We start from the raw sequence: 26456 nt of genomic DNA on the forward strand, positions 1-26456 counted from the left end.
CCAAGGAAGCTATATTGTCTTCCGTGGAAGCTACCTTTCGCTGGGTGCTGGTCACGGCCGTAGCGCCGGTCGCGTGGGGGACGAACTACTTCGTCACCCACGAGTTCCTCCCGGCCGACTACCCGCTGTACGGGGCGGCCATCAGGGCACTGCCCGCGGGACTCCTGCTCCTCCTCGTCCGCCGGCAGCGCCCGCGTGGATCGTGGTGGTGGAAATCCCTGGTCCTCGGGACTCTCAACATGAGCGCCTTCTTCGCGCTGATCTACCTGGCGGCTCAGCTGCTTCCGACGAGCGTGGCCTCGACGATCATGGCGACGTCGCCCGTCGTGATGATGCTCCTGGCCTGGTCCCTGCTCTCGGAGCGCCCGCGGATCCCGCACCTGGCCGGAGCCGGCATCGGCATCGCGGGCGTGTGCCTCATGCTGTTCACCGGCGCGGCCGCCGTCGGCGCGCCCGGCGTGCTCGCGTCCATCGCGGCCATGGTGATGTCGTCGTTCGGCTACGTACTGGCCAGGAGATGGAGCGCGGAGGTCGACGTGCTGTCGTCGACCTCGTGGCAGCTCATCGCCGGGGGAGTCGTCCTGGTGCCTTTCGCCGTCGCGGTGGAGGGCCCGCCGCCGGCCCTGGAGGGATCCGCGATCTTCGGGTTCGGTTACGTCACCGTCGTCGCGACGGCTCTCGCCTTCGCCGCCTGGTTCGCGGGACTGCGGCACCTGCCGGCGGCGACCGTGGGACTCGTCGGGTTGCTGAACCCGGTGACCGGGGTACTGCTCGGCACCACGATGGCAGGAGAGGCGCTCACCGCGCGACAGCTCTGCGGGCTGGTGCTGGTCCTCCTCGGAATCCTCCTCGGGCAGCCCGTCGCGACCCGCCTCACCGCACTCCTCCGGAGCCGGGCCGATCGGCTCTCTCCGGGGCCCGGCGGTGACCCCGCCGCGTTGCCGGAATCCGGCGCCCACCGCAGGACCGGGGGCGGGCCGACCGGCGTGCCGGCGGCCACAAGGCGGCCGCCTGCGCCGTGAACACGCCGGGTCAGGAGGTCAACATGGGAAGCCGAGCTGGGTGCGCAGCTCCAACTGGTCGAAGTAGAGGCGCAGGCTCACGATGAGCCCGTTCTCGACCGTGCAGATATAGCAGCAGCGCAGCGACACGGGACGCCCCGTCGGCGTGATCACCTGCCCGTCGGGCATCATGTACGGTCCCTTGTGGGTGCCCACCATCAACAGCTCGTCGATCACCACGTCACCGGCGTCGAACGACTCCACGACCATCGCGTAGACGTCCGGAAAGGCTTCCCAGAACTGCTCTATGTATGAGGCGAGTTCCTCGTGGCCCTGGGACAGGCCTTCCGGGCTGAGGGTCACCCCGGTCGGGCTGACGGTGCGCAGCAGCGCGTCCATGTCATGCACGTTGAACGCGGCGGTGTACTTGTCGCGCACCTCCCGGGCATCGGTCATGGTGTCGCCCTCCTCCTGGCGGGCTGACGCGTGCGACGTAGCCGCCTCCCCTCCGGCCGGCCGCCGCTCAGGGGAGTCTGCTGTGTCGATCGCCACGACGACCGAGGCGGACATCTCACCGAACCCGCTGATCCAAGCATATGACCAGGGCGGTTCCGCCGGCCCGGCGCCGAACCCGGTCGAGGTCCGTACACCGCTCGGCGCCGACGACGACGGCCTGCAGGGCTCGCGTACGGCTACCCGATCGCGGTCCGTCACCGCTCGCACGGTTCGATCCGGCATGACCATGTGCATCCCGCGGAGAAGGCCGGCCACACGCGCCCGTGGCCGACCACCACGTCGGGTCATCGTCACAGATCGGTGGCTATGATCTTTTCGATGTTCCGTTCGGCGAGCGCCGTGATGGTGACGAACGGGTTGACGCTGGTGTTGCCGGGGATCAGCGAGCCGTCGATGACATACAGGCCGGGATGGCCGGCGAGACGGCCGTAGTTGTCGGTGGCCTTGTTCAGGACCGCGCCGCCGAGCGGGTGGTAGGTGAGGTGATCGCCCCAGATCTTGTAGGTGCCGAAGAGGTCGGTCCGGTAGATCGTCCCCTCCTTCGAGTTGATCTTGTCGAAGATCGTCTTGGCCATGTCGATGGACGGCTGCTTCCAGGAGGTCTGCCAGTTCAGGTCGACCTTGCCGGTCGCGGCGTTCCAGGAGAACTGGGCGCGGTTCGGGTTCTTGGTGATCGACAGGTAGAACGAGGCGTAGGTCTCGATCCCGGTGGGCAGTGGCGCGACCTCGGCGAACGCGCCGCCGGCGGCCCAGTTGTCGATGCCGGCGCAGGGGATGGCCGACTGGAGACTGCCGGTCGGGTCCCACATGTGGTTGGCGCGGCCGCACATGACGTTGCCGTTGTCGCCCCAGCCCTTGCCGATTTCGTCGTTGAGGTTGGGCAGTGCGCCGGTGGCCTTCAGCTTGACCAGCAGTTTGCTGGTGCCGACGCTGCCGGCGGCGAAGAACACCCTGTCCGCGGTCACGGTCTTGGTGGCCGTGGTGTCGCCGTTGGTGTTGATCTGGTCGATGACGACCGTGTAGCCGCCGCCGGCCGCCGGAGCGACCGAGGTGACCTTGTGCAGCGGCGAGATGGCGACCCTGCCGGTGGCCTTGGCCCGGGCGATGTAGGTCTGCTGCAGCGATTTCTTGCCGTGGTTGTTGCCGTAGAGGATCTCTCCGGCCAGCGCCGACTTGGTGACGGTCCCGGCCGCCTCCTGCTTCATGTAGTCCCAGTCGTAGACGTCGGGCACGAAGACGAACGGGAAGCCGGAACGCTGGGCGTGCTTGCGGCCGACCCGGGCGTACTGGTAGCAGGCGGTGGAATCGAACCAGGCCGGATCGATGGAGCTGACCCCGAGCCCGGCGTTGGCGCGCGGATAGTAGATGTCGTACATCTCGGCGGCGTTCACCGACGGGAGGACGGCGCCGAAGTTCTCGCGCTTGGGGGTGACCGCCATGCCGCCGTTGACCAGCGAGCCGCCGCCGACGCCGCGGCCCTGGTAGACCGTGATGCCGCTGAAGTCCTCGGCGTCCAGGATCCCGGTGTAGCGGGGGATGTTCCTGTCGATCGGGAAGCCGAGGAAGTAGTTGAGGGGCGCCTTGCTCTTGGTGCGCAGCCAGTAGGACCGGTAGTCCGGCTCGCGCGTGTTGCAGAAGATCTTGCCGTCGGAGCCGGGAGTGTCCCAGGCCATGCCCATCTCGATCATGTGCACGTCGACGCCCGCCTGGGCGAGACGCAGGGCGGCGACGGAGCCGCCGTATCCGGTGCCGATCACCAGGGCCGGGACGTGTGCCCCACTGCTGATCGGAGCGGCCGCGGGGAGGGCCGCCGCCTGGGCTGCGGTGGCGCGACCCGTAAGGGCCGCGACCCCCAAGATGGAACCGGTTCCAGCGATGAATCCACGACGTGAGATCCCTTTGGAGTCGGTGCTGCCCGAGGTGTTGTCGCTCATGTGCTGTTCCTCACTCTCAATAAAATGAGAACGGGTTCTACATATTGCTCACGCGTTGAGCCGCTCCATGCCTCATGAGTGACCTCTGTCCGATCGCATGCCCGGAGCGCCGGGTCACGGCGCGGCTGCCCGCCCGGCGGAGGGCGACGTGCCGCTGGGCAGCGTGCACACGGTGTCGAGGCCCAGCACATGGTTGAGCCGGCCGAACGCCAGCCAGGAGCCGATGCTCATGCTCAGCTCCACGATCTCGAGCTGGCTGTAGTGCGCGGTCATCCGAGTCCAGAACTCGTCGTCCAGGCCATGGTGGTCCAGGGCGTACCGCTCGGCGTACTCGGCGGCCAGCCGGGTGCGGTCGTCGAAGGCGTCGGTGGTGCGCCACCGGGTCACCGCCTCGGCGAACTCCTCCTCGACCTTCTGCCCGTCCCGTTCGGTCCGCCAGTCGAGGCAGAAGACGCACCCGTTGATCTGTGCGATCCGCAGCCGCGCGGCCTCGAACTCGCGGAGTCCGAGGGTCGTGTTGGCGTACACCGACAGCGAGAAATTCGAGGCGGCGATCCCGATGCCGGGAACCATCTCGCCCCACACGTACTCGATCGCGTCCCTGCCCTCGGGGATGTCGATGTTCATGGTTGTCTCCTCCCGAGCTTGCCGGCTGCGGGGCGCAGCGGGACGTCGAGCGCGTCGTAGAGTCCGGGTTCCGCCTCCACGAGCCAGTCGATGGCGCTCACCAGCCGGCCGACCGCGGTGGCGTTCCCGCCCGCGGCCCGGCTGCCGTCCTCGTCGGTGGCCTCGACCGTGACCTCGATGCGCGGGCGGCCCTCGATGATCACCCGGTGTGCCCCGTCGCCGTCGGGCGGCGCCGGCCAGTCCGGTGCGCAGGAGGGGTGGATGCGGGTGACGTGCTCGATGACGATGAGGGGTTCGCCCCCGACGATGCCCTGCACCTCGAACCGGACCGCGCCCTGGGTGCCGGCCTCGAACTCGCCCATCGTCCTGGTGCTCACCGTGGAGTCGAGCGGGCGCCGGTCCAGGGTCTCGCGGATCTCGTCGAGTTCGACGCCGAGGGCCCTGGCCATCAGCCGCACCTGCCCGCCCCACACCATGGTCGGGACCGTTGGCGCGATCATCGGCGGCTCGTAGTCCATCGGCTGGCCCATGCCGACCAGGTACCGGACCGAGTCGGGCTGGTCGTAGGTGGAGTAGTCGAAGATCTCCTGGCAGCGGATCACGTCCACGACGGTGCCGAGCCCGCTGATCAGCAGTGGCAGCACGTCGTTGCCCCAGCCGGGGTCGACGCCGGAGACGAACAGCGAGCCGCCGCCGTCCGCGATCGCGGCCAGCACCGGTTCCCGCAGCTCCGGCGGGGCGTTGCGCTGGTCGTAGAGCGCGTACATCGAGGGGGTGACGACCACGGCTCCGGTCCGGATCGCCCTGGTGATGTCGGCGAGGGCCTCGTCGGGGCGGATGTCGCCGGACGCCGCGTACACCACGGCGCGGGGGCCGGTGGCCAGCACCGCGTCGATGTCGTCGGTCGCCGCGACCCCCAGATCGTGGCCGAGCCCGCCGAGATCGCCCGCGTCGCGGCCGACCTTGCCGGGATCGTGGACGAGTACGGCCGTGAGTTTCAGTGCCGGGTGGGCCTCGACGGCGCGGATGGCCGCACGGCCGACGTTGCCGGTACCCCAGACAATCGTGGACACCATGGCCGGAGCGTAGCAAGCGCTTGGTTCGGTGTATAGTGCCGCCGTCACCCCGGACGGCCACGTCCGAATCCTGACGGCGCACCGCATGCCCGGGGGTGCCGCGTCGGGCGATCGGGGAGCCGGTTTCCCGGATCGGTGACGCCGGCCGGATTCCCCGCCCGCCGACCCGAGCGGAGAAGAGACGCCGTGGATCGGGGGCTGAAGGCCGGTTGACAACGGACCGCGCGCGATCAAGGGTTGGCGGCGGACCGCCGGCCACACCACCGCGGAGGAGTCTGCGCATGCCAAGTTACCTTCGCCCCGGGATCTACCTCGAGGAGGTGGCGTATTCGCAGGGGCCGAAGCCCCCGCTCCGGCAGCGGCCTCCAGAGGTCGAAGACGACCTCGGGGGCCGGCCCAGGCCTCGCTGGCTACCGGAGCATACGCACGCGGCCTTTGTCGGTTTCGCCGCGGCGGGACCTTTTCACCTGCCCACCTGGCTGCACAGCTGGGCACAGTTCCAGCAGAACTTCGGGGACTTCGCCGAGGGCTTCGCGCTGGCGCACGCGGTCTACGGATTCTTCGCCAACGGCGGGCAGGCCTGCGTGGTGGTGCGGGTCGGGCACGACTCCGAAGACCTGCGTGACACGTTCGTCGGAGACGTCGATCACCGTACCGGTGTCGCCGCCCTGCAGCCCCTGGAGGATGTCTCGATCATCTGCGCGCCGGATCTGATGACCTCCTACGGACGCCGTCGCATGGATCTCGACGCCGTCAGGGCCGCCCAGGTCGCGCTGATAGCCCATTGCGAGTTCAGCGGCGACCGCATGGTCATCCTGGACTGTCCCCCCGGCCTCTCCCCACAGCAGGCCAGAGACTGGCGGATGGAGCTGACGGCCTACGACAGCGCCCAGGCGGCGCTGTACTACCCGTGGATCAAGGTGTACGACCCGTTCACCGGCATGAGTCGTTCCGTGCCGCCGTGCGGGCACGTCGCCGGCGTCTACGCCAGGGTGGACCTCCTGCGCGGTTTCCATCACACGCCGGCCAACCAGTCGCTGGAGAGCGCCCGTTCGGTCGAGCTGGTCGTCTCCCACAGCGAGCAGGAGGTGCTGAACCCGATCGGCGTCAACACCCTGGTCATGTCGCCCGGCCGTGGAGTCGTGGTCTGGGGCAGTCGCACGCTGAGCAGCAATCCCGACTGGCGCTACATCCACCGTCGCCGGGTGGTCAACTTCATCCTCCGCAACATTCGCAGGGGAACCGAGTGGGCGATCTTCGAACGACCGGACGACCTCAGCCTGCGTCCGCGCATCGCCGCGGACATCAGGGACTTCCTGCACCTGCTGTGGCGCAGCGGGGCACTGTGGGGGGACACCCCTGAAGACGCCTTCTGGGTGAGCTACGACAGCGGCCCGTTCGGCGACGACAGAAGCGTGTACATCGACTGCACCATCGAGCTGGAGGATGGTTTCACGTCCAGTTTCCGCCTGCTGTACTTCTGCGACTAGGGGAAGATCGGCATGCTCACCTGAGGCGTGCGACAGCCTGACGGGTGGAGCGGTAATCGAAACTCACATGAGCAACGATCCGGTACCGCTGGCCGGAGATGTTCGAGGCCGGGGTATCGGTGTCCACGTCAGGTGCCCCGGCCTGGGGACGGCCGACCGGCCGGCGCTCCTCCCTGCTGTGCCGGTCGGAGCTTTGTTCGCCGGGAGGTCGGCTCCCGGCCGCGCCGGGGATCGCGCGCGCCGGCCCGATGCTCATCACGGCTGCGGTAGACCACATACAGCCGGGTGAGGTAACCGACCGGCGCGGTCAGCATGTGCACCAGCCGGGTGAACGGCCAGATCGCGAACAGCAGCAGCGCGCTGAGCGCGGGCAGCCCGAACAGCGATACCCGGGGCAAAGTGCCTGATTCAGGTGGCCGGTAGCGCGGTGGCCAGCAGCACCACGCCGACCGACCCGACCAGCGCCGCCAGCGCCATCGCCCGCGCGAAGCCGGGACGCCCCGCGCCGGTGGCCCACCCGTGCAGACCCGCCGCGACCATGACCGCGCAGAACAACGCCAGCTTCGCCGCCAGGATCCGCCCGTAACCCGGCTCGGCCAGCGACACCCACGTGACCCCCTTGTGCCAGGCGATGGCCACCCCGCTGCCCAACTGCACGGGAAGGAACACCGCCCCGGTGAACATCCCGAACCGCCGTCCCACCGCCCGCATCACCCGCTCGCGCCGCTCACCGTCCAGCAGCCGCCGCGCCAGCGGCAACACCACCAGCGAGACCGTCAGCTGTCCGCCGACCCACAGCGCCGCCGACAACACGTGCAAAAACCGCACCACCGACCACCACGTCACCGCACACTCACCTTCATCGGCACCGACCGCCCTTCGAACCTCACGGCACAGCTACCTCGAACAGACCGTGCGCCCCGCTCTCGGCCTGACGCATGGTGTGGTCCACCACCGGATACCTGCCCGGCTCGGGAAAGACCAGCTCGGCGAACCCGCCCTGCGCCGGCGCCAGGTCCAGCACCTGAGCACCCCCCGCGTCCCCCTCGCGCAGCAGGTAGGCGCCCTCCTTGTAGACGGTGTCGAACGGCGCCCCCACCACATGCAGTGCCGTACCCGAGCTCGGCCCGGCGGCCACCGCCCAGATCCGCACCCGCTCACCCGCCTTCGCCTCCAGCGGTGCATGATCGTAACCGGCGGCGGTACCGTTGAACATCCATCCGTCCGGACGGCCCTCGCGGATCTTGGCGACCTGTGCGTCGCTGCCCGGCTCACCCAGGTACAGCTCACCCTGGACCAGCAGGAACTCCCGATCCACCTGCGACAGGTCCGGCGGATCGATGACCACCGCCCCGTACATGCCGCCTGCGATGTGCTGCGTCATCGGCATCGTCGAGCAGTGGTACAGCCACGCCCCCGCGTGTTCGGCGCGGAACCGGTAGGTCAGCCGCTCACCCGGCTGGATCGTGCGCATCACCTGGTCCGGCGCGTTCGCCCCGGCGTGGAAGTCGATGCCGTGCCCCATCGTGCCGCCGTTGACGAACGTCACCGTGAACACATCGCCCACCGTGCCGCGCAGCACCGGTCCGGGCACGGTCCCGTTGAACGTCCACATTCGCTGCCGCACGCCGGGCGCGACCTCCAGTACCGCGCTGTCATCCACCCGGATCTCCACCTCGTGCTCGGCGCCGCCGGGCGCGGGCGCCAGCACCGCGTTGTACGGCTTCCACCCCGGTGACATGGGCGCGGCCAGGTCCAGGCCGGTCTGCCCGGTGCCGGTCGCCGGGCCGCCGTTCCCATCGGGGGATGTCGCCTGTCCGGCCGAACCGTGCGCGCCGTGCCCGGTATCGGTGCCGGGCCGGGCGAGCGCGCCGGTGGGCACGATGCGCATCGTCATGCCCGCCGCCCGGTGCCCGGCCACGGTGCACCAGCCGTCGACCGCCTCGCCGAGCGGGGCGAGCGTCAGCATCGCGCTCTCGCCCGCTCCCAGCAGCGGGGTGCGTTCCCCGGTGGCCAGTCGCAGGTCGTGCCGTTGGGCGTCGGTGTTGGTGACGCGCAGCGTCAGCACCGTGCCCGGCGGGGCCTCGATCACCGCAGGCCGGACCCGCATGCCCGACAGCGTCACCTCGACCGCCCGAGTGCCGGTGGCGACGACGGTGGTGGCGGGGCTGGAGCCTCCGGTGACGGAGACGACGACTGCGGCGGCCGTCAGCAGGCACCCGGCCATCACCCCGGCCAGCGCGGGTGAGGCGAGCGCCCGGCGTTCAAGGTGCTCGGCCGTCCAGGCCCGCGCCAGGGCGGCCACGGCCAGCACGACGAACGCCGTGGCCGATGCCAGCACCAAGGCCCAGCCCAGCAGGGTCAGCGGCCGCGGCACCGGCAGCGCCAGCAGCGGCACGCCGACGTTGAGTGCGGCCAGGCGGACCGTCCAGCCGCGCTCCAGCAGCGCCATGTTCTCCTTGAAGCGGGCCGGGCCTCCGCCCAGTACCGCCGGTAGCAAGTGCAGCAGCGAGCCCAGCAGCACCTGGCCGATGAACCCGGCCAGCACCAGCGGCAGCAGCGGCTCCAGCGCGGCGGCCACCTCGCCCGCCGGGCGGGTGGCCACGATCACTGCGTCGGCGGCGAGCACGATCTCGAACCAGACCACGCCGGCGGCCAGCGTCCAGGCCGCCCCGGTGTGCGGGCGGCGCGCGCGCACCGCCTCGGCCAGCGGCAGCAGCGCAGCCAGCGCACCGGCCGCGTACGCCGCCAGCCCAGCCGCCGCCACCCAGCGCAGATCCGCCAGCAGGCCGCCGGTCAGCAACGCCAGCCCGGGCACGGCCAGTCGCAGCCCGGTTGAGGAGGCCTTGCGGGTGCGCTCCGGCATGCGGGTACGGAGCACGGTCGGCCAGAGCGTGAACAACGTGCCGAGCACGGTTAGGCCAACCCAGCCGAGCAGGTTCACCTGGGCGTGCGCGGCGTGCAACCGCTCGTGCGTGGCTCCGTGGCCGACGTCGGCGGCCAGCAGGCCGCCGAGGGCGCCACCGGTCGCCAGCGCCCCGGCCGCGCACACGTACCAGGCGATGACGTGGCCGAACCGGCCGGGCAGCGCCCGCCGCGTCAGCCGTATCAGCGCGACGGCGTGCCAGAGCACGACGGCCACGATCCCCCCTGCCCCGGCCACCGCCACCGCCGCGGGACCGGCTGCCATGCCGTACAGCACGGCCGCCGTCGCGGCGTTGAGCAGAGCGAGCCGGGCCAGGCTCCAGCGCGGATCCGGTGTGCGGGTGCGCAGCAGCGCGACGGCGAAGTGCTCGCTCCAGATCAGGATCGCGGTGCTGACCGCACCCAGCAGGAAAACATGGATCAGCAGCCAGCGCGGTGCCGGCAGCCCCTCACCGGCCAGCGCGGTCGCGACCGACAATCCCAGCCAGACCACCACGAGCGCGTTGGCCCGCAGGTGCCAGGGGGCGCGGCGGCGCACCGGCCCAGGGAGTGACCTGGCCGGCGGGCCCTTCTCGATACGCACCTCGACCGGTGTCACCTCGGGTCACCTTCCCATCGATGCCCGGCGCGCCAGCCGTACCAGCGTGGCGGCGCCAGCCGGCCCGTCTGCTCGGCCCCGGCCGCCAGCGCCACGGCACCCAGCGCCGACAGTGCCGGGGCGGTGTACCCCCAGCGGCTGCGCAGCGCGACCGCCCGCTCCAGGCAGATCAGCGTGCCCAGAAAGCCAAGCGCCATCAGCGGCCCGTGCTGCTCGGCGAACGCCGCCGGCACGGGCACCCCGGTGATCAGCAGCGCGACGCCCCCCGTACAGGCCGGCGAGCAGGGCGGCGGCACCGGCCAGCAACGGGAGCCGGGCGCCGGAGCCCGGGGCGCGGCGGCCGGACCACCCTCCGGAAACGGGCGGCGCCCAGGAAAGTGCCCGCAAAAGCGCGCCATCATCGGTTCTGCGGCCACGGTCCGGGATCTCTCCACTGATTGTCATGTAGGGGCTTCATTCACGCTAGACCCCGCCGGTCCGGCGCAGACCAGGCTCAAAGGCCACCGCCATAGGGACCAAAGTCCTTCGTCGTTCTCTCGACGGACCAGGCAGGTGGATGACACACCGTCGCGCCCGGCCCGATCCTCACCGGGCCGGGCCCGCCGTCATTGCGGCCACCCGAGAATCTGCATCGCGATCGCCCTGGCCCGATCGGTATCGGTGGTCGGCCCGGCGAGGGTGAAAACTCGCGCCGGCCGAATCGACCCCCACCAGCGCACTGGCCCCCTCACCGGGTGAGGCCACCTGACCGAGGCCGTCACGGATCGTGTCCCTTACTGCTCCTGGTCGTCTACTGCTCCTGGTCGTCGCCGACGGAAGGATCTGAGAAGTTTCCGAAGCTCGTCTGTCACCGCCGACGACATCTGAGAGCCGGATGGAAGGGACATCGGCGCGGGCAGGAAAGGACTTTCGTCCCTGCCCACGCACGCAGACGTTCAGCGATCCTGAAAGGTATGAAACTTGACTCCGCCGGTCTGCAGGTTCTCTTCCCCCAGGAGTGCATGGCTCTGCTGGCGACGGCGCCGATCGGAAGGATCGTCTTCACCGACCGCGCCCTGCCGGCGGTGCAGCCGGTCAACTTCGTGCTGGACGGCACTGACATTGTCATCCGTACCACGGTCGGCTCCAAGCTGGCCGCCGCGACGCGCCGGACCATCGTGGCCTTCGAAGCCGACGACTTCGACCCGCAAGGCCGGACCGGCTGGTCGGTGACCGTGGTGGGGCATGCGCGGGCGGTGGACGACCCGCAGGAGGCGGCCCGGCTGGCGGGGCTGCCGCTGATGCCGTGGGCGCCGGGTGAGCGGGACCATTTCATCGTCATCGAGGCCGAGCAGGTCTCCGGCCGCCGGATCACCGGCAGTTGACCCCACCGTCCGTGCCCGGCCTCAGCGGGCCGCCGTCTCCGATCGGACGGGGTGGCGGCCCGCCGTCATGTCCCAGCCCCGGCGCTCCAACGGCTGCGCCGAGATACTTCCTCAGCTCGTCCTGGTAGGGGAAGCCGCCGGGCACATACGAGCACCACGGTTCCTCGGCCAGGACGTCGCCGCTGGTAGCGTAGGCCCGGGAGCGGGATCCGCCGCACACGGCGCGGAACTCGCAGGCCCCGCAGCGTCCGGCCAGCAGGCCGGGGTCGCGCAGTGAGGTGAAGACCGGCGAGGTCCGGTATATCTCCGTCAGCGGACGGTCGCGGACGTTTCCGGCCGGTAACGGCAGGAATCCCGACGGGGAGACCTCTCCGTTGTGGGAGACGAACACCAGGCCGCGGCCGGCGCTGACGTCGATCGGGGGGCGACGGGTGCGGGTGGCGCGGACGAGACCGGCGCGTACGGCGCGCCGGTGCAGGGCGCGGTAGACCGGTCCGAGTCCGAGGGCCTGCACATGGTCGGCGCCGCGGGCCTGCAGGATGTGCCGCTGGATGGCGATGCGGCGGAAGTGGTGGGCCTCGGTGGCTTTGACGGGGACGGCGGCTCCGATGTCGTAGGCGAAGTTGAGGACGTCCTCGGTCTCGGCGGCGGTCAGCGAGGTCAGGCTGCGGCCCCGGCCGGTGGGAATGAGCAGGAACAGGCTCCACAGCAGTGCTCCCCGGTCGCGGACCAGGCGGGCGATGTCGGGCAGGTCCATCAGGTTGGTCTTGGTGACGGTGGTGTTGATCTGCACTTTGAGGCCGGTGTCGCAGGCGGCCTGCCAGGAGCGCAGGGTCCGGGTGAAGACGCCGTCGAAGCCGCGGAAGCCGTCGTGGCGTCCGGCGGTGGCCCCGTCAAGGCTGAGGGAGATGACCGAGGCGCCGGCGTCGCGCAGGCGGGTGAGGGCGACGGGGGTGAGGGCGGGGGTGGCCGACGGGGAGACCGACGGGGACAGTTCGAGCTCGCGGGCGCGCTCGACCAGGTCGTACAGGTCGGGGCGTTCGAAGGGGTCGCCGCCGGTGATGACGAACAGCGGGGCGGGGCGGCCGAACGCGGTGATCTGCCGCATCAGGTCCACGGCCTCGGCGGTGGACAGCTCGGCGGGGTCGCGCTCGGGCCTGGCCTCGGCCCGGCAGTGCAGGCAGGCCAGGGGACAGGCGCGGGTCGCCTCCCAGATGACGATGAAGGGGGCGGCGGCGACGTCGCGGTGGACGTGCCGGACCGGGCAGGCCGTCCGCTCACCCGGTTCACCTGGGCAGGCCTGCGGTTCGGCGATCGGCACGGGGGAAACCTCCTGCTCGGCGGCGAGTCCGCCGACGCGGCACCGGCCGCCCCGGCTGGATGCGGGCGTGGGAAAGAGTCAACCGGGCCCACGCACAGGCGGCGTAGTGGCCAAAGTCCCGAAGGGAAAGGCCCCTGGTCACCTGCCGATGTCTGTTGCGGCGGAAGGCTTCGAGCTACCGGCGATGCTGGTCCGCGAACTGCCACGGATGGAGAATCGGGCGGAATCAGCTCAGGCCGCTCATCATCACCGTGCAGTGTCCAGGCGGGCGACCCCCCCGGGCAGTGCTGCTACGGGTAAGAGCATGCCGAGGGGATCGCGGCCGCGGTCAGCCTGAGCGATGACGGCAGTCCTCAGGAGGGAGGCCCGCAGAGGTCCAGGTCCACTTCCGAGACTACGAACACGATCGGCCCATGGCCGGTTTTCCCCGACCTCGGCTGAACCCGCTGCTCACCGAACTCCGCGATACGGCCGGTTCCGCCGCGTTCCGGCCGTACCCCATTTCGGGTCAGCGTCGATGAGCCGGGTCCGCAGCGTTCGGCGTGGTCGAAGACCTTCTCGATCACGGTGTGGGGGTCGGCAATCACCGAGCCGCACAACCACTTGCGGTTGGCGTGCGGCCCGGCACGGGACGGTCGCCGGCCGTGGCGCCCGCCGGGAACGGCGATCACATCGTGCGGACGTCGTGGCGCGGGTTCGGCGTCGTAGACGACCCCCAGGGTGGCCATCCGCTTGCGGCAGGATTTCCCCCGGCCGCCAGACGGGTGCGGAAGGCCGGAGTGCGGCGGGCGGCCGCTTTGGCGGTGGCGGGCCGCAACGCTTCGGGGCGCATCACGATGCCCTTGCCGTCCACACTGAGCACCAACAAGGTGCTCGTGGTGCATGGGATCGGGATCTTCTGCTGGTAGAAGGCGTCGATATCGACCGCAGCCGCCTGCACCAGTTGCTCGAGCTGCCGTTTACCGACCCACCGGATACGCAAAGGTCTCCTTCGACGCCGCAAACGCGTCAGTCACCGTGGCCGTGTCGTACGGTTTCACCGGGCTCCTCTTCTTTAGGTCCGACATTGGTTCGCACCTTCGAACCTGGGGAAGAAGAGCCCTCTTGCGCAAGCACCGTGGCGGTGACGACGCGGTGACATCCCCCTCTACCGGGCGATCCGGTCCTCCACCTGTCGGTCACCGCGAACATGCCTGGGGCGTCCTCACTCAGCCAGCCCCGCTCAGTCATCCGCTTCAACTTCGACAGAAGATTCAGCTACGAGCCCGGTGCGGATCTCTCCCGTGGCGCCCGTCCATATCGGGAAACAGCTCCCGCGCAGGCGCTTCAAGAACGTCAGAGATCTTGAAGTGCCTGGTCCAGTGATGGACTGTGCATGCCGTTCTCGATCCGGTTGATCGTCTTACGATCAACATCAGCCGGTTCCCCGAACGTTCTTGGGTCAGCCTGTGCTGCTCGCGTACTCGGTCGATGCGGTTCAAGAGCGGATATGGCGCCGGCGCACCTTCTCCTTGTGATCAGGGGATCCCGGGTCGCTTTGTGATCAGGCGGTGGCGCCGCCGTCGATGACGAGGTCGTGGCCGACGGCGAATCCGGACTCGGGGGAGGCGAGCCACAGCACGGTGGCGGCGACCTCCTCGAGGTTGCCGACCCTACCGAGCGGAATCGACGGGGCGAGACGGGCGTCGCGTTCCTCGCGGCTCTCGCCGGGCAGCGATGACATCGGGCCGTCGCTGGCTCCGGGGCTGACCGCGTTGATGCGGATGCCGTCATCGATGTGGTCGAGTGCCGCGGCGCGGGTCAGGAAGCTCACGCCCGCCTTGGAAGTGGCGTACGCGCTCGCCCCCGGAAGCCTGCGATGGGCACCGATGTTGGAGGCGGTGTTGACGATCGTGCCTCCGCCATTCGAGCGCATGTGCTGGATCTCGTATTTCATCGACAGGAACACGCCGGTCAGGTTGACGTCCAGCACGTCACGCCAGCCGTCGACGTCGAGGTCGGCGAGCGGAGCGGCCTGGCCGAAGACACCGGCATTGTTGTGCGCGATGTGCAGGCCGCCGTGACGCTCCACGGTCGTCGCGACCATCCGGGCGACATCCTCCTGCCGGGTGACGTCGGCGGTGACGAAACTCGCGCGCCCGCTCTCGGCCTCGATCAGCTTGACCGTCTGGTCGAGATTCTCCGCGTCACGCCCGGAGACGACGACGGTGGCGCCTTCACGGGCGAAGGCCCGCGCGGTCGCACGGCCGATGCCGGAGCCGCCGCCGGTGACGAGGGCGACCTTGCCGATGAATCGAGCGGTCATGATGTTCTCCTTCTTATCGAGTTCTTGTCGGGTTCTTATTGAGGGGTGCGCAGTAGCAGGGCTGCGATCGGGGCGATGAGGATGAAGGCGACAGCGGCGATGCCGAGCGCGAAGCCGTAGCCGGAGGTTGTGTCACCGGCTTGTACCGCGGCCAGTGACACCAGTACGGCGAGACCGAGGGTCGGTCCGATCTCCATCGCGGTGTTGACCACGCCACCGGCGAGCCCGGCCTGCTCGTCGGGCACATCGGCGACCGCGGCCACGGTCGCGCCGGCGAACGTCAGGCCGATGCCGAACGGCAGGACCAGCAGTCCGGCGACGAGGGCGCCGTCGAACCTGCTGACCAGGGCCAGTCCGGCGGCGGCCATGATCAGGCCGGTCGTGAGAACGATCCGGATGCCGAAGCGCCCCAGTAGCCGCCCGGCGACCGCGCCCGTACCGATCAGGACCGCGCCGTACGGCAGGAACGCGGCAGAGGTCAGCAGCGGAGATAGGCCACGAACCTGCTGGAGATGGAGCGAGAGGAAGAAGAGACTGGTGGCCATGCCCGCTGAGCCAAGTACGATCGCCGCCAGCGCGACGGCTCTTCGCGGTGCGGCGAAGAACGCCGGCGGCACCAGAGGGGCAGCCGTACGGGATTCCACGACCATGAAGGTGAGCAGCAGAACGACTCCGCCGATGAGCGGGCCGTACGAGCTCTCCACCAGCCCGTAGCTCAGTGTCGAGAGCCCTGCCGTCACCAGTGCGGCGCCGAGGATGTCGATGCGAGCACGCCGTACCGGCCGATCGGCGGGGAGTAGCCGGGGTGCCGCCACGATGGCGAGGGCCGCGGCGATCACCGGCACGCCGAATGCCCACCGCCATGACGCCCACTCGGCGAACACGCCGGACAGCAGCATGCCCCCGGTCGCACCGATGCCCGCCAGACCACCCCAGACGGCGGTGGCCCGGGCCCGCCTGTGGGGGTCGGGGAAAAGCACGCCGAGCAGGGCCATGGCCGAGGGAGCCGCCAGGGCGGCACCGATGCCCTGAGCGAACCGCGCGGTGAGCAGCAGGGCGAGCCCGGGGGCCAGGGCGGCCGCAGCCGAGGAAACCCCGAACAGACCGAGGCCCAGCATGAACACCTGGCGCCTGCCATACAGGTCCGCCAGCCTGCCGCCGAGCAGCAGTAACCCGCTGAACGCCAGCCCGTACGCCGTACTGACCAGCGCCAGGTCGCCACCGCTGAGCCGCAACTCGTCCTGGATCGCAGGCAGGGCGACGGAGACGACGGTTATGCCCGAGATCAGCACGATCTGGACGGTGCCGAGCAGAGCGAAGGCGGGGGCGGTCGGCCGCGTGGGTGCGGGCGAGACGGCCAGTGGGGTAGTCACAGACCCTTCCTTTCTAGACTGATCGTTCTAGTTTGAAGGCGTGAAAGCCTCGCTTCATTTGAGGGCGTCGAAGCTCCGCTTCAAGGGTGCGGAAACTCCACGCCAGAGGAGGACGGGGCTATTCGAGAGCGCGCAGCGCCTGTGCGGCGGTGTCGTAGAGGCGCTCGGGGTCGCTGGAACCCTTGCCGATGACCCGCATGCCCTGCATCACGGTCAGCAGGAACCGGGCGAGCGCCCGAGGATCCTTCTCCTCGGTGAGCTCGCCCTGGGCGCGGGCCCTGGTCAGCGCTGAGGTCAGCGTGGTCTCGATGAAATCCCAGTTGGACTCCACCCGCCGGGCTAGCGCGGGGTCGTGCGGTGCCACCTCCACGGCAGTGTTGACCACCAGGCAGCCGCGGCGCTTCTCGTCGTGCGCGGACTCCTCGGCGAAACGCTCGATCAGCGCGCGTACGGCGGGCAGCACTGGCCCCGGTTGTGACAGCAGGCCGACGAAGTCGATCCCGTTTTGCAGGTAGCGCTCGTAGGCCTTCAGGTAGAAGTCGCGCTTGTTGCCGAAAGTGGCGTAGATGCTGGCTCTGCCGATTCCCAGGTGCTCGACGAGGTCGGCCATCGACGTCGCCTCGTACCCCCGCTGCCAGAACAGTTCCAGGGCCGCCTGCAGCACCGCGTCAGGATCGAACTCCTTGGTCCTTGCCATACGGCAGAACCTACGGCTTTCTAGAATGAACTGTCAAATAAGAGGTGGCGGGGATGCGCCTGTCCGCAGTGGGAGAAACAGCCTCAGAGTTGCGCGACAGGAGGTCGCATCCGGTGAGTGAACGCGCCGATACTGATCAGGAATCGTCAGCGGGTGCCGGCGGAGCGTCACGCTGTTGGTCGTCGTTGGCGAAGTGGCGCAGCAGGCAGGCAGCGCCCGTCCAGGTGGCTTCTCACTCACTTGATCAGACGGGCTGCGTGGCTCGTAGGCGAGGAAATCTCAACCTCGTGTCATTTGTGCGATCCAGGTGTCATCGCCGGTGAGAAAGTGACACGCGGCTTGAGAACCTACAACGACCCCGCCCACCGCGAGCAGACCCTCAAAACCCCAGGTCAACCAGTCCCTGAAAACGAGCTACACCCGGCCAGGGGTGTGCCGTGGGTGTCGACGATCAGGTGCTGCTTGGAACCGGGACGGCCTCGGTCGACGGGTGAGAGGCCGACGTGGTCCCCCCTTTCAGGGCACGGATGTGGGAGCCATCGACGGCCGCCTGGTTGAGATCGAGCAGGCCTGCTGCACGTAGTTCGGCCGGCAGGAGCTCATACAGGCGTGGCCGGACGCCGGCGGCGGTCCCGTCCCGCGGCCGTCGCCGGCACCTCACCCCGGAACGGCCGACGACTGAAGCAGGCACATCACTTCAGGCCACGCCTTTGTGGAGGACATAGATGACACCGGCCAAGGCCATACGGTCATCGATCGGCAGACGTCCAGGGTGGCGCCGGCGACGCGGGGGATGGGGCGGCAGTAGCGGTGCCACCCGCTCCCACAGATCATCAGGGACCAGTTCGGCAGACACCTGCACGACCTTGTCGAGATCCGACATCCATCGCCAGCCGCCACGCCGACCGTGGCTGCGCTTCACTGACCAGGCGGGCATCCTGCTGCTGTCCGGCCTCGGCACACTGGCCCTGACCGTCGGCGTGCTGCGCTTGGAGGGCGGGCTCCGCTCGCTGGTGCGCTGGGGCCGCCTCACGCCGACAACGCTCGCCTGGGGCATCGGCGGAGGTGTGCCGGCCGCCGGCCCGGTCCTGCTGCTGTCGCTCCTGACGCCGATGGCCGATCGAGGCGGAGCGGTCGCCGTCACCTTGCTGCCGGTGCTGCCGGCCTTCAGCCTGGCGGGCAACCTCGCCGAGGAGGTGCTGTTTCGCGGATTCCTGCAGGGCCGACTGGAACAGCGCACCAGCGCCATCCGTGCGGCGCTGCTGTTCGCCGCCTGTCACGCCTCCCTCGCCTCGACAGTCACCGATGCCGGCTGGCCACTGCTGACCTTCACCCTGTACGAGGGTCTGATCTGTGCTTTCCTGCGGCTGCGCAGCGGTGTTATCGCCGCTGCTCTCGCGCACGGAACCGCGATCTTCCTGCTGGCCGGCGCGCTGGCCTGAGCCGCCGGAGAGGGGTCCGCTCAGGTGATATTCGGCGATCAGATCACGGAGCCGAGTCGCGTAGCGTCGCGTCGCGCTTTCCGGTGGTGTCGGGATTAGCAGGTTTCCCGACAGGCAGCCGACACGCCCCGAACAGCCCGGAAAACCGGGCATTGGCGGATTAAACACCGCTCTGGACGGCCGATACGGGTCTGAATTGACGACAGGATTTCCCAACAGATAGAAGGGGGTCCGACTCTCCCGGGGAGCGCCGATGCGGATCGTCTACTCCCGCTCGTCCACCGCGACCCAGTCGCTGCTGCGGCAGCGGCACATCCTCGCCGAGGCCGGGCTCCTGGTCCGGACCGAAGGCGTCGCAGAGGGGTTCCACCCGGCCGATGAGGTGCTGCTGGAGGAAGTGAGGGCGGCCTTCCAGGACAACGGTGCCTCGATCGCGGCCCTTGCGCGTGCTCATGGGGTGAGTCGGGTTGCCATACGTACCGCAATCGCGGACCTCCTGCCCGACCAGCCAACCGGACGGACTCCGATCACCTGAGCGAACAGCCCCGCAGGAGACCACTTCCCTTCCGAACCAGGGATGCCACACCCGCTGCCTCATCTGACGGTCTCGACCTGAGGAAATCCATCAGCGAAGCGCACCCGAACGGAATGTCACGTTAAGAGCGCCCGGTAGTAGGCGTGCTGGGCATGCCCAGCACGCCCCCGGATACCGAGCAGGCACGAGCCCAGGTGATCATGGAGTTCTCTACGCTCAGTGATCACCGGAGGGCTCGTGCCTGTCCTGCCATCATGCCTGCTCGGACCCCTGTGGGACCAGTTCGTGGCTCTGCTTCCCGAACACGTCGACGCGCACCCGCTTGGCTGCCACAACCCGCGCATCCCGGACCGGACCGTCTTCGAGCACGTGATCGCTGCGCTGGTCCACGGCTCCGGCTACGAGCGCATCGCCACTCCGGGCTGCTCCGACCGTACGATCAGACGCCGCGTCAACTACTGGGCCCAGATTGGGATAGTTGAGAAGATCCACGCGCTCGCCCTACAGGCGTACGACCGTATGATCGGCCTGCAACTCGACGAACTCTCCGTGGATGGCTGCATCACCAAGGCACCTGGCGGCGGGGAGAGCGCCGGCCGCTCCCCGGTGGACCGAGGCAAACAGGGCCTGAAGCGTTCGGTGGCCACCGAAGCCACCGGCGTCCCGCTCGGCATCGTCTCGGCCGGGGCCAACCGGCACGATTCCCCGCTGCTCGTGCCCACCCTGAAGGTCACCAAGGAACAGGTCGGCGAGCTGCCCGACCGGGTCAACGTGAACCTGGACCGCGGCTACGACAGCGACAAGACCCGATCTGCGCTTGGTGAGTTGGGCTTCACTGGCGAGATCGCCCGCAAAGGCATCCCCGCCCCGATCCAGGCCGGCAAGAGGTGGGTGGTGGAGCGGAGCCACGCATGGATGAACGGCTTCGGCAAGTTGCGGCGCTGTACCGAGAAGCGCAGCCGCGTCGTGGACTTCTACCTCTATCTGTCCGCAGCGATCGTCACGCTGCGTATGCTCATCCGCCGCGCGACCCCGCGCTACCGCTGGGACGGCCGCCCCACCACCCGACGCCTCAAGTGATCCATTTGCCGGTCGGTCTTAGCCCCAGCCCTGCATCTGCTGGAGCAGGTCGGCGTCGCCCTCCATCCGCAGCGAGCCAGCCGGGATGCGCATGTACATGAGCAGGGCCATCTCGCTCGCCGTGCCGTAGATGGCGGCGGTGGGCTTGCTCTCGGCGGCCTCCGCCGCAGTGAGGCGGGTGAAGCGGGAACCGGTGGCGTCCACCGTCTGGCGCCAGGAGCCAGCCTCGGCTGCGTGGTAGTCCATGGTGGCGGGCTCGCCCGGCCACGGGACCGTGCCGGTGCAGACGGTGGCGAGGAACTCCTCGATGGCGTCGCCCGCCTCGGTCGTCGGCAGCTCCTGCGGGGTACCGGAGGCCAGCTGGGCGTCGTAGGTGTGGATCAGCGACTCCGGGACGCGGCGGCGGGCCACGGCGGCCACCGTGTGCGGCGAGGCCAGCGGCTCCCACCAGGCCCAGCAGCCCCGGTCCGGGCCGGCCTCGCGCAGAGCAGTAAGCAGCTGCTCCGTCGAGTCGGCCAGCCAGGTTATGAGGGCCTTGCGCTCCCTGGGCGCCGCCAGCCCGTCCTTGCTCGGCCGCTCGTCGCCCGGCGCGGTGTTCAGCACGATGTAGGCCCAGAAGCGGTCCCCCTCACTGAGGTGGTTCGCCAGGTCGTACAGCGTCCAGCCCGGGCAGGACGGGACGTCGGCGTCGAGGCTGGGGGCCGCGGCGACGGTGGCGCGGAACGCGGCGGACCGCTCGTCAATCATCCGCAGCAGGGTGGGGAAGTAGAGATGCTCAGGCACGCAGACCTTGTATCACCCGGACCGGGACTCTCGCACTCGATTAAGACCGCCCAGCACGCCTACTGCCGGGCGCTCTAAGCCGCGGGACCCTGCTCCGCTAACGGGACTTTTCGTTCGGATGCTCGTCATGCCCGGCATCGACCTGGGACGCATCGAGCGGCACTGGAGGGACATCCTGCGCATCATCGGTTCGATCCACACCGGCGCGGTCCGCGCCCACGACGTGATCCGGATGCTGTCGCGCGACGGCCGCCCCACCCCGCTGGGCGATGCGATCGCGCACTACGGCCGGATCGCCAAGACGCTGCACATCCTGCGGATGGCCGACGAACCCGGCTGTCGCCGCCGGATCAAGGCCCAGGCCGACCTGCAGGTCAGCGGAATGCTAGGAGGTCCGCGGGCGGTGGATGTGGTTTTGGCGCTTCGATCAGCGCGTGCCGGCGGCGTGCTCGTGGGCGGATGCGAGTCGGCGTGCGGCTTCGATCAGCTCGGTGCGGTCGGCGGTGGCGGCGAAGCCGAGGCGTAGATAGGCCGCCGGGAGCTCGGTGGCGAAGTAGCGGTTGCCGGCACTGACGGCGACGCCGTGCTGACGAGCCGTGTCGGCGATCACGGTGTCGTCCGTGCCGTACGGCAGGCGGACCCACAGGTGCAGTCCGCCCGTGGGGATGCGGGTGAGGGTCCAGTGGGGAAGTTCGTGCGTGACGGCGGCCGCCAGCGCTCCGCACCGCTCCCGCAGGGCTGCGGCCAGAGAACGGACATGCCGTTCCCACGTGGGAGAGCTAAGGAGTTCGAGCGCTGTTTCCTGGAGCGGGCGGGTGACGAAGAAGTCGTCGACCAGGCGGGTGGCGCGCAGGCGTTCCATCACCGGGCCTCGGGCCACCAGGGCGCCGATGCGCAGGCTCGGCGCCGCCGGTTTGGTGAGCGAGGTCAGGTAGACCACCGTGCCGTCGCGATCGTCGGCCAGCAGGGGCGGTGGCACCGGCGTGCCGTGGCCGAGGTGTCGCGCGAAGTCGTCCTCGATCACGAATGCGCCCGCCGCCCTGGCCGCATCGATGATCTGTCGGCGGCGTTGTGGCGCCAGCACGGTGCCGGTGGGGTTGTGATAGGCCGGCTGGCAGTACAGCAGGCGTGCGCGGGTCATGGCGAAGGCGTCGGCCAGGAGGTCGGGTTGCAGGCCGTCGGCATCCATCGGCACCGGTACCGGGCGCAGGCCGGCTGCCCTGGCGGCGGCTATCGCTCCCGGATAGGTGGGCGACTCCATCAGGACGGGGTCACCCGGCGCCGCGATGGCCCGGAACGCCATGGACAGGGCGCTCTGCCCGCCGGCCGTGACCAGGATGTCGTCCGCGCTCACGCCGCCGCCGGCCATGGTGGCGAACACGCTGCGCAGGGCCGCCAGGCCGCTGGCGGGGGCGCGGTCCCAGGCGTCGGGGCGGCGTGCGGCGCGGGCCAGCGCCGCGGTCAGGATCTGGGTGGGCTGGAGCGATCGATGCAGGTAGCCGCCGTCCAGCATGATCGTACCTGCGGGCGGCGCACCGACGGCGCCGGTGAGGATTCGGGTGTCCACGGTCCGGTCGGCGAGGGTGACGGTCTGCCAGGCGGTATCGGCCACTTTGGCGCGCCGCTGGGCGTGTGCTGCCACGTACGTGCCGCTGCCTGGACGGGTGACCACCAGGCCTTCGGCGGCGAGCGTGGCGATCGCCTGTGACACGGTGGCGGGGCCGACCTGGTAGCGCCGGATCAGCTCGCGGCTGCTGGGCAGACGCTCACCCGGTGACAGCCGGTCGATCATCGTGCGCATCCTGGTCGCCAACTCCGCAGAACTGCTACTGTCTGACATGAGAATTGATAATAGCGCTTCCACGATTTCCCCAGAATCGCTTCTGGACATCGCGGCCCTGCGCGCGGACACCCCCGGCGCCGGCGACGTCGTGCACTTCAACAACGCCGGTTGTGGTCTGCTGGCCGCGCCTGTACTGGCCGCGATGGTCGACCACCTGCAACTGGAGGCGAGCATCGGTGGCTACGAGGCCTCGGCCGCCCGCGCCGAGCAAGTCCGCGAGTTCTACGCCGAGACCGCCGCCCTGATCAACGGTGCTCCCGAGAACATCGCGTTCGCCGGTAGCGCCACCCACGCGTTCTCCACCGCCCTGTCGGCGATCCCGTTCGAGGCCGGTGATGTCATCCTCACGACCCGCAACGACTTCATCTCCAATCAGATCGCCTTCCTGTCGCTGAGCAAGAGGTTCGACGTGCGTTTGGTGCACGCTCCTGACGTGCCCGAGGGCGGGGTGGACGTGGCGGCGATGGCCGCCCTGATGCGCGAGCACCGGCCCCGGCTGGTGGCCGCCACCCACATCCCCACCAACTCCGGCCTGGTCCAGCCGGTCGCCGACATCGGCCGGCTCTGCCGCGAACTGGATCTGCTGTACCTGGTCGACGCCTGCCAGTCGGTCGGCCAGTACCCGATCGACGTCGCGGAGATCGGCTGCGACCTGCTCACCGCCACCTGCCGCAAGTTCCTGCGCGGCCCCCGCGGCTCTGGCTTCCTGTACGTGTCCGACCGCGTCCTGCGCGCTGGCTACGAACCGCTGTTCATCGACATGTACGGCGCGCGCTGGGTCGAGCCGGGCCGCTACCAGCCCGTCGAGACGGCGGCCAGATTCGAGGACTGGGAGTTCCCCTACGCCATCGTCCTCGGCTGCGCCGCCGCCGCACGCTACGCCCGCCAGGTCGGCATGGATGCCATCGCCCGCCGTACCCCCGCCCTGGCCGCCGGCCTACGCGACAGGCTCGCCGATCTGCCCGGAGTCCGCGTGCTCGACCACGGCCGGCAACTGGGCGCCCTGGTCACCTTCGCCATCGACGGCTGGCAGCCGGAGCCGTTCAAGGCCGCCATGGACGCACGCGGTATCAACTCGGCGCTCAGCTACCGCCACTTCGCGCAGTTCGACTTCGGCGACAAGGACATCGACTGGTGCCTGCGCCTGTCGCCGCACTACTACAACACCGAACAGGAAGTGGACCAGGTCGTCGCGGCGGTCGCCGACCTCAGCGTCGCAGGCGGCAGCCGTGACGACCGCTGAACCTCTCACCGAGCCGGGTGCTGCCTCCGTGCGGGAAGGACTGTGGCGCAACAGCGACTTCCTGAAGTTCTGGCTCGGTGAGACCCTGTCGCTGCTCGGCACCCAGGTCACCAACCTCGCGCTGCCGCTGACCGCGATCTATGCCTTCCATGCCACCGACGAGCAGGTCGGTCTTCTGCGGTTCCTGCAGCTCGCGCCCTACCTTGGGCTCGCTCTGCTGTTCGGGGTCTGGGTCGACCGGGTCAGGCGGCGGCCTGTCATGGTGTGGGCCAACCTCACCCGGATGGTCCTGCTCGCCCTGATCCCGGTCCTGTCCTGGCTGGACGTCCTCAGCATGGCACCGCTACTGGTCATCGCCTGCGTCATCGGCGTCGCGTCGGTGCTGTTCGACGTGAGCTGGATGTCCTTCGTGCCCACCGTCGTGAAGGACCCCAAGCACTACGTCGAGGCCGGTGCCAAGATGGGGATCAGCTCGTCGGCGGCTGACGTGGCCGGTCCCGGGCTCGCCGGTGCCCTGATCAGTGCGCTGACGGCGCCGGCGGCGTTGGTCGTCGACGCGTTCTCCTACCTGGTGTCACTGGCGTCCCTGCTGCTGATCCGCACGCACGAGCCATGCCCAGAACCACCTGCGGCGAAGAGACGCCTGCTGACCGAACTGCGCGAGGGTCTGCGCTGGGTCTTCGGCAATCCGATCCTGCGAGCGCTGGCCCTCGTCGGGTTCTGCTGCAACTTCTCCATGGTCACCGTCTGGACCATGTTCCTGCTGTACGGCACGCGTGATCTGCAGCTGGACTCCACGACCCTGGGCGGCATCTTCGCGACGGCCTCCGTGGGCGGCTTGATCGGCGCGGTGATCTCCCGGAAGATCATCGCGCGATTCCGGCTCGGGCTGGTCTATCTCGTGGCTCAGACGGCTCTCCTGCTGGGCCCGACACTGATCGTCCTGGCGGGCGGCCCGAGGCCGGTGATGGTGGGAATGTTCGTCCTGTCCTTCTTTGTCACCTACCTGGGCCTCGGCGTCGCCAATGTCATCATCGTCAGCCTGCGCCAGACCAGCACCCGGCAGGCGATGATGGGCCGCATGACCGCGGTCTTCCGCACCTTGCTGTTCGGTGGCGGCGCACTCGGCGGTCTGTCCGCCGGCCTCCTCACGGGTGCGGTCGGCGCCAAGGGTGCGCTCACCGCGGCGTCCGTCGGCTCGGCCGCCGTAGTGATCGGGCTCATCATCTCCCCGGTGAGCCGGCTCCGCACCCTGCCAGCGGCGCCGCCAGAACCCGCCGCTGCTGGAAACGGCTAAGCACGACCTGTCGTCGACGACAGGTCGTTGGTGGCGGCTTCAGGGCGGGGCGAGCTCCAGCCTAAATGCGGCCAACGCCGCGCTGATCACCGCGCAGCAGTCCATCGCCTTGGCCGGCGCCTGGGGCGGTGGGCTGGTCGCCCTGGTCGACGACATCCCCGCGCCGATCCTGGCCGACATCCTCGGCCTGCACATCAACACCGCCGTCCGGTGGGCCAACATCGCCAAGCGGGACTGGAGCGCCTACCTCGCCGCCCGAGCCGAGGACCTCCGGCAGGGGAATACTGCACCCCTCGAATAAGTGATCTCCCCCAGTAAACGACCAGGTGATGGGCATCGGCGGCCTGGTCGTGCCCGGTACCTTGCGTGACTCGCCGTTCATCCTGGACGCCATCTTCAACCTGGACGGCGGCCCGAAACCGGAGACGGTGATCACCGATACCGGCTCCTGCTCCGACATCGTGTTCGGCCTGTTCGCCATCTGCGGCTACCAGTTCTCGCCCCGCATCGCCGACCTGGCCGACACCCGGCTGTGGCGCACCAACACCCGCGCGGTCTACGGGCCGCTGGAACACATGTCCCGCCACACTGTCCGCCTGGACCGCATCCGCGCCCACTGGGCGGACATGGTGCGGGTGGCCGGGTTGCTCACCACCGGCAGCATGCGCGCCTACGACCTGATCCGGATGCTGTCGGCCAACGGCCGCACCACCGGCCTCGGGGAGGCGTTCGCCCACTAGGGGTGCCACCGGAATACGGCAGAAACGGGCCGCGGTCAGTCGAATCCGCAGGTCGGACGGTGAAGCCGAGGGCTGGGGGTTTCGGCTGCGGATGACCGTGCTCAGCCTGGGGTCGGATTGCGGTCGGCATGGCTACCGACGCGCCTACCTGCGGAGATGTCGTTCGGTTGACCGGACAGAGCCATGCTTCTGTCGATCATGGATCGGCGCGGTACGTTTCTGCCGTATTCCGGCCGCACCCCTGGTGCGCCAGCGGCCGGGGTCGA

General features: G+C 69.5%; 26 protein-coding genes and 1 pseudogene. 11 read left to right on the top strand and 16 right to left on the bottom strand.

Annotated elements, in window-relative coordinates:
• The first annotated feature begins 23 nt into the window (after nt 1-23).
• The gene (locus SROS_RS20605) at nt 24-1022 is read left to right on the top strand and encodes a DMT family transporter (RefSeq protein WP_148269140.1); all 999 of its coding nucleotides are present in this window, start codon (nt 24-26) and stop codon (nt 1020-1022) included.
• Nucleotides 1023-1040: 18 nt separating this feature from the next.
• On the opposite strand, the gene SROS_RS51025 is transcribed toward SROS_RS20605, so the two are convergent.
• From SROS_RS51025 to SROS_RS20625, 4 genes are all read right to left on the bottom strand, one after another.
• Nucleotides 1041-1457 carry an ester cyclase gene (locus SROS_RS51025; protein WP_043656197.1) on the bottom strand — a complete coding sequence of 139 codons (417 nt, stop codon included), beginning with the start codon at nt 1455-1457 and terminating at the stop codon, nt 1041-1043.
• 350 nt (nt 1458-1807) lie between these two features.
• Complete coding sequence (locus tag SROS_RS20615; RefSeq protein ID WP_012890890.1) at nt 1808-3451, bottom strand: GMC oxidoreductase; 1644 nt, start codon at nt 3449-3451, stop codon at nt 1808-1810.
• 114 nt (nt 3452-3565) lie between these two features.
• A complete protein-coding gene (locus SROS_RS20620; RefSeq protein WP_012890891.1) occupies nt 3566-4078 on the bottom strand; it encodes a carboxymuconolactone decarboxylase family protein in 513 nt (170 codons plus the stop codon).
• Complete coding sequence (locus SROS_RS20625) at nt 4075-5154, bottom strand: NAD(P)H-dependent amine dehydrogenase family protein (protein WP_012890892.1); 1080 nt, start codon at nt 5152-5154, stop codon at nt 4075-4077. The genes SROS_RS20620 and SROS_RS20625 overlap by 4 nt, the downstream gene beginning before the upstream one ends.
• Before the next feature lie 281 nt (nt 5155-5435).
• Between SROS_RS20625 and SROS_RS20630 the strand changes: the two genes are divergently transcribed.
• Nucleotides 5436-6644, top strand: a complete 1209-nt coding sequence (locus tag SROS_RS20630; protein WP_012890893.1) for a phage tail sheath family protein — start codon at nt 5436-5438, stop codon at nt 6642-6644.
• A 128-nt stretch (nt 6645-6772) separates the two neighbouring features.
• On the opposite strand, the gene SROS_RS20635 is transcribed toward SROS_RS20630, so the two are convergent.
• The 4 genes from SROS_RS20635 to SROS_RS20650 are packed head-to-tail and all read right to left on the bottom strand — an operon-like array spanning nt 6773 to nt 10463.
• Nucleotides 6773-7042, bottom strand: coding sequence for a respiratory nitrate reductase subunit gamma (locus SROS_RS20635; RefSeq protein WP_043652448.1), 270 nt, complete (start codon nt 7040-7042; stop codon nt 6773-6775).
• A 10-nt stretch (nt 7043-7052) separates the two neighbouring features.
• Nucleotides 7053-7490, bottom strand: coding sequence for a hypothetical protein (locus tag SROS_RS20640; RefSeq protein ID WP_012890894.1), 438 nt, complete (start codon nt 7488-7490; stop codon nt 7053-7055).
• 40 nt (nt 7491-7530) lie between these two features.
• Complete coding sequence (locus SROS_RS20645; protein WP_012890895.1) at nt 7531-10167, bottom strand: multicopper oxidase domain-containing protein; 2637 nt, start codon at nt 10165-10167, stop codon at nt 7531-7533.
• Complete coding sequence (locus SROS_RS20650; protein ID WP_012890896.1) at nt 10164-10463, bottom strand: hypothetical protein; 300 nt, start codon at nt 10461-10463, stop codon at nt 10164-10166. The genes SROS_RS20645 and SROS_RS20650 overlap by 4 nt, the downstream gene beginning before the upstream one ends.
• 657 nt (nt 10464-11120) lie before the next feature.
• Between SROS_RS20650 and SROS_RS20655 the strand changes: the two genes are divergently transcribed.
• Nucleotides 11121-11531, top strand: a complete 411-nt coding sequence (locus tag SROS_RS20655; protein ID WP_012890897.1) for a pyridoxamine 5'-phosphate oxidase family protein — start codon at nt 11121-11123, stop codon at nt 11529-11531.
• Here SROS_RS20655 and SROS_RS20660 read toward each other — a convergent pair.
• From SROS_RS20660 to SROS_RS53025, 6 genes and pseudogenes are all read right to left on the bottom strand, one after another.
• The gene (locus SROS_RS20660) at nt 11518-12852 is read right to left on the bottom strand and encodes a TIGR04053 family radical SAM/SPASM domain-containing protein (protein WP_012890898.1); all 1335 of its coding nucleotides are present in this window, start codon (nt 12850-12852) and stop codon (nt 11518-11520) included. The genes SROS_RS20655 and SROS_RS20660 overlap by 14 nt on opposite strands.
• Nucleotides 12853-13519: 667 nt before the next feature.
• Complete coding sequence (locus SROS_RS54445) at nt 13520-13834, bottom strand: hypothetical protein (protein ID WP_052316986.1); 315 nt, start codon at nt 13832-13834, stop codon at nt 13520-13522.
• 561 nt (nt 13835-14395) lie between these two features.
• Nucleotides 14396-15157: an SDR family NAD(P)-dependent oxidoreductase gene (locus tag SROS_RS20670; RefSeq protein ID WP_012890899.1), complete on the bottom strand. Its 762-nt coding sequence runs from the start codon at nt 15155-15157 to the stop codon at nt 14396-14398.
• 35 nt (nt 15158-15192) lie between these two features.
• The gene (locus SROS_RS20675; RefSeq protein ID WP_012890900.1) at nt 15193-16530 is read right to left on the bottom strand and encodes an MFS transporter; all 1338 of its coding nucleotides are present in this window, start codon (nt 16528-16530) and stop codon (nt 15193-15195) included.
• Between the two features lie 118 nt (nt 16531-16648).
• A complete protein-coding gene (locus tag SROS_RS20680) occupies nt 16649-17227 on the bottom strand; it encodes a TetR/AcrR family transcriptional regulator (protein ID WP_012890901.1) in 579 nt (192 codons plus the stop codon).
• Nucleotides 17228-17649: 422 nt separating this feature from the next.
• Nucleotides 17650-18083 (bottom strand): annotated as a pseudogene (locus tag SROS_RS53025) (transposase); the annotation flags it as partial.
• A 10-nt stretch (nt 18084-18093) separates the two neighbouring features.
• Here SROS_RS53025 and SROS_RS52215 point away from each other — a divergent pair.
• From SROS_RS52215 to SROS_RS20695, 3 genes are all read left to right on the top strand, one after another.
• Complete coding sequence (locus SROS_RS52215; RefSeq protein ID WP_218919882.1) at nt 18094-18669, top strand: CPBP family intramembrane glutamic endopeptidase; 576 nt, start codon at nt 18094-18096, stop codon at nt 18667-18669.
• Between the two features lie 253 nt (nt 18670-18922).
• A complete protein-coding gene (locus SROS_RS20690; RefSeq protein ID WP_012890903.1) occupies nt 18923-19204 on the top strand; it encodes a hypothetical protein in 282 nt (93 codons plus the stop codon).
• A 237-nt stretch (nt 19205-19441) separates the two neighbouring features.
• On the top strand, nt 19442-20284 hold the full coding sequence (locus SROS_RS20695) for an IS5-like element ISStro1 family transposase (RefSeq protein ID WP_012890904.1): 843 nt from the start codon (nt 19442-19444) through the stop codon (nt 20282-20284).
• An 18-nt stretch (nt 20285-20302) separates the two neighbouring features.
• On the opposite strand, the gene SROS_RS20700 is transcribed toward SROS_RS20695, so the two are convergent.
• Nucleotides 20303-21067, bottom strand: coding sequence for a maleylpyruvate isomerase family mycothiol-dependent enzyme (locus tag SROS_RS20700; RefSeq protein ID WP_012890905.1), 765 nt, complete (start codon nt 21065-21067; stop codon nt 20303-20305).
• 127 nt (nt 21068-21194) lie between these two features.
• Here SROS_RS20700 and SROS_RS47565 point away from each other — a divergent pair, with 127 nt between their 5' ends.
• Nucleotides 21195-21593, top strand: coding sequence for a Tn3 family transposase (locus tag SROS_RS47565; RefSeq protein ID WP_169369324.1), 399 nt, complete (start codon nt 21195-21197; stop codon nt 21591-21593).
• On the opposite strand, the gene SROS_RS20710 is transcribed toward SROS_RS47565, so the two are convergent.
• Nucleotides 21495-22907, bottom strand: a complete 1413-nt coding sequence (locus SROS_RS20710; protein ID WP_043652455.1) for an aminotransferase-like domain-containing protein — start codon at nt 22905-22907, stop codon at nt 21495-21497. The two genes, SROS_RS47565 and SROS_RS20710, sit on opposite strands and share 99 nt — an antisense overlap.
• Here SROS_RS20710 and SROS_RS48685 point away from each other — a divergent pair.
• The 4 genes from SROS_RS48685 (at nt 22906) to SROS_RS20730 (ending at nt 26190) form a co-directional block, all read left to right on the top strand.
• A complete protein-coding gene (locus SROS_RS48685; protein ID WP_043652458.1) occupies nt 22906-24153 on the top strand; it encodes an aminotransferase class V-fold PLP-dependent enzyme in 1248 nt (415 codons plus the stop codon). The two genes, SROS_RS20710 and SROS_RS48685, sit on opposite strands and share 2 nt — an antisense overlap.
• A gap of 28 nt (nt 24154-24181) precedes the next feature.
• Nucleotides 24182-25450: an MFS transporter gene (locus SROS_RS20720; protein WP_043652461.1), complete on the top strand. Its 1269-nt coding sequence runs from the start codon at nt 24182-24184 to the stop codon at nt 25448-25450.
• 109 nt (nt 25451-25559) lie between these two features.
• Nucleotides 25560-25751, top strand: a complete 192-nt coding sequence (locus SROS_RS20725) for a hypothetical protein (RefSeq protein ID WP_043652463.1) — start codon at nt 25560-25562, stop codon at nt 25749-25751.
• Between the two features lie 25 nt (nt 25752-25776).
• A complete protein-coding gene (locus SROS_RS20730) occupies nt 25777-26190 on the top strand; it encodes a Tn3 family transposase (protein WP_425358633.1) in 414 nt (137 codons plus the stop codon).
• The last annotated feature ends 266 nt before the right edge of the window (nt 26191-26456 follow it).

The organism is Streptosporangium roseum DSM 43021 (assembly GCF_000024865.1).
GTDB lineage: Bacteria > Actinomycetota > Actinomycetes > Streptosporangiales > Streptosporangiaceae > Streptosporangium > Streptosporangium roseum.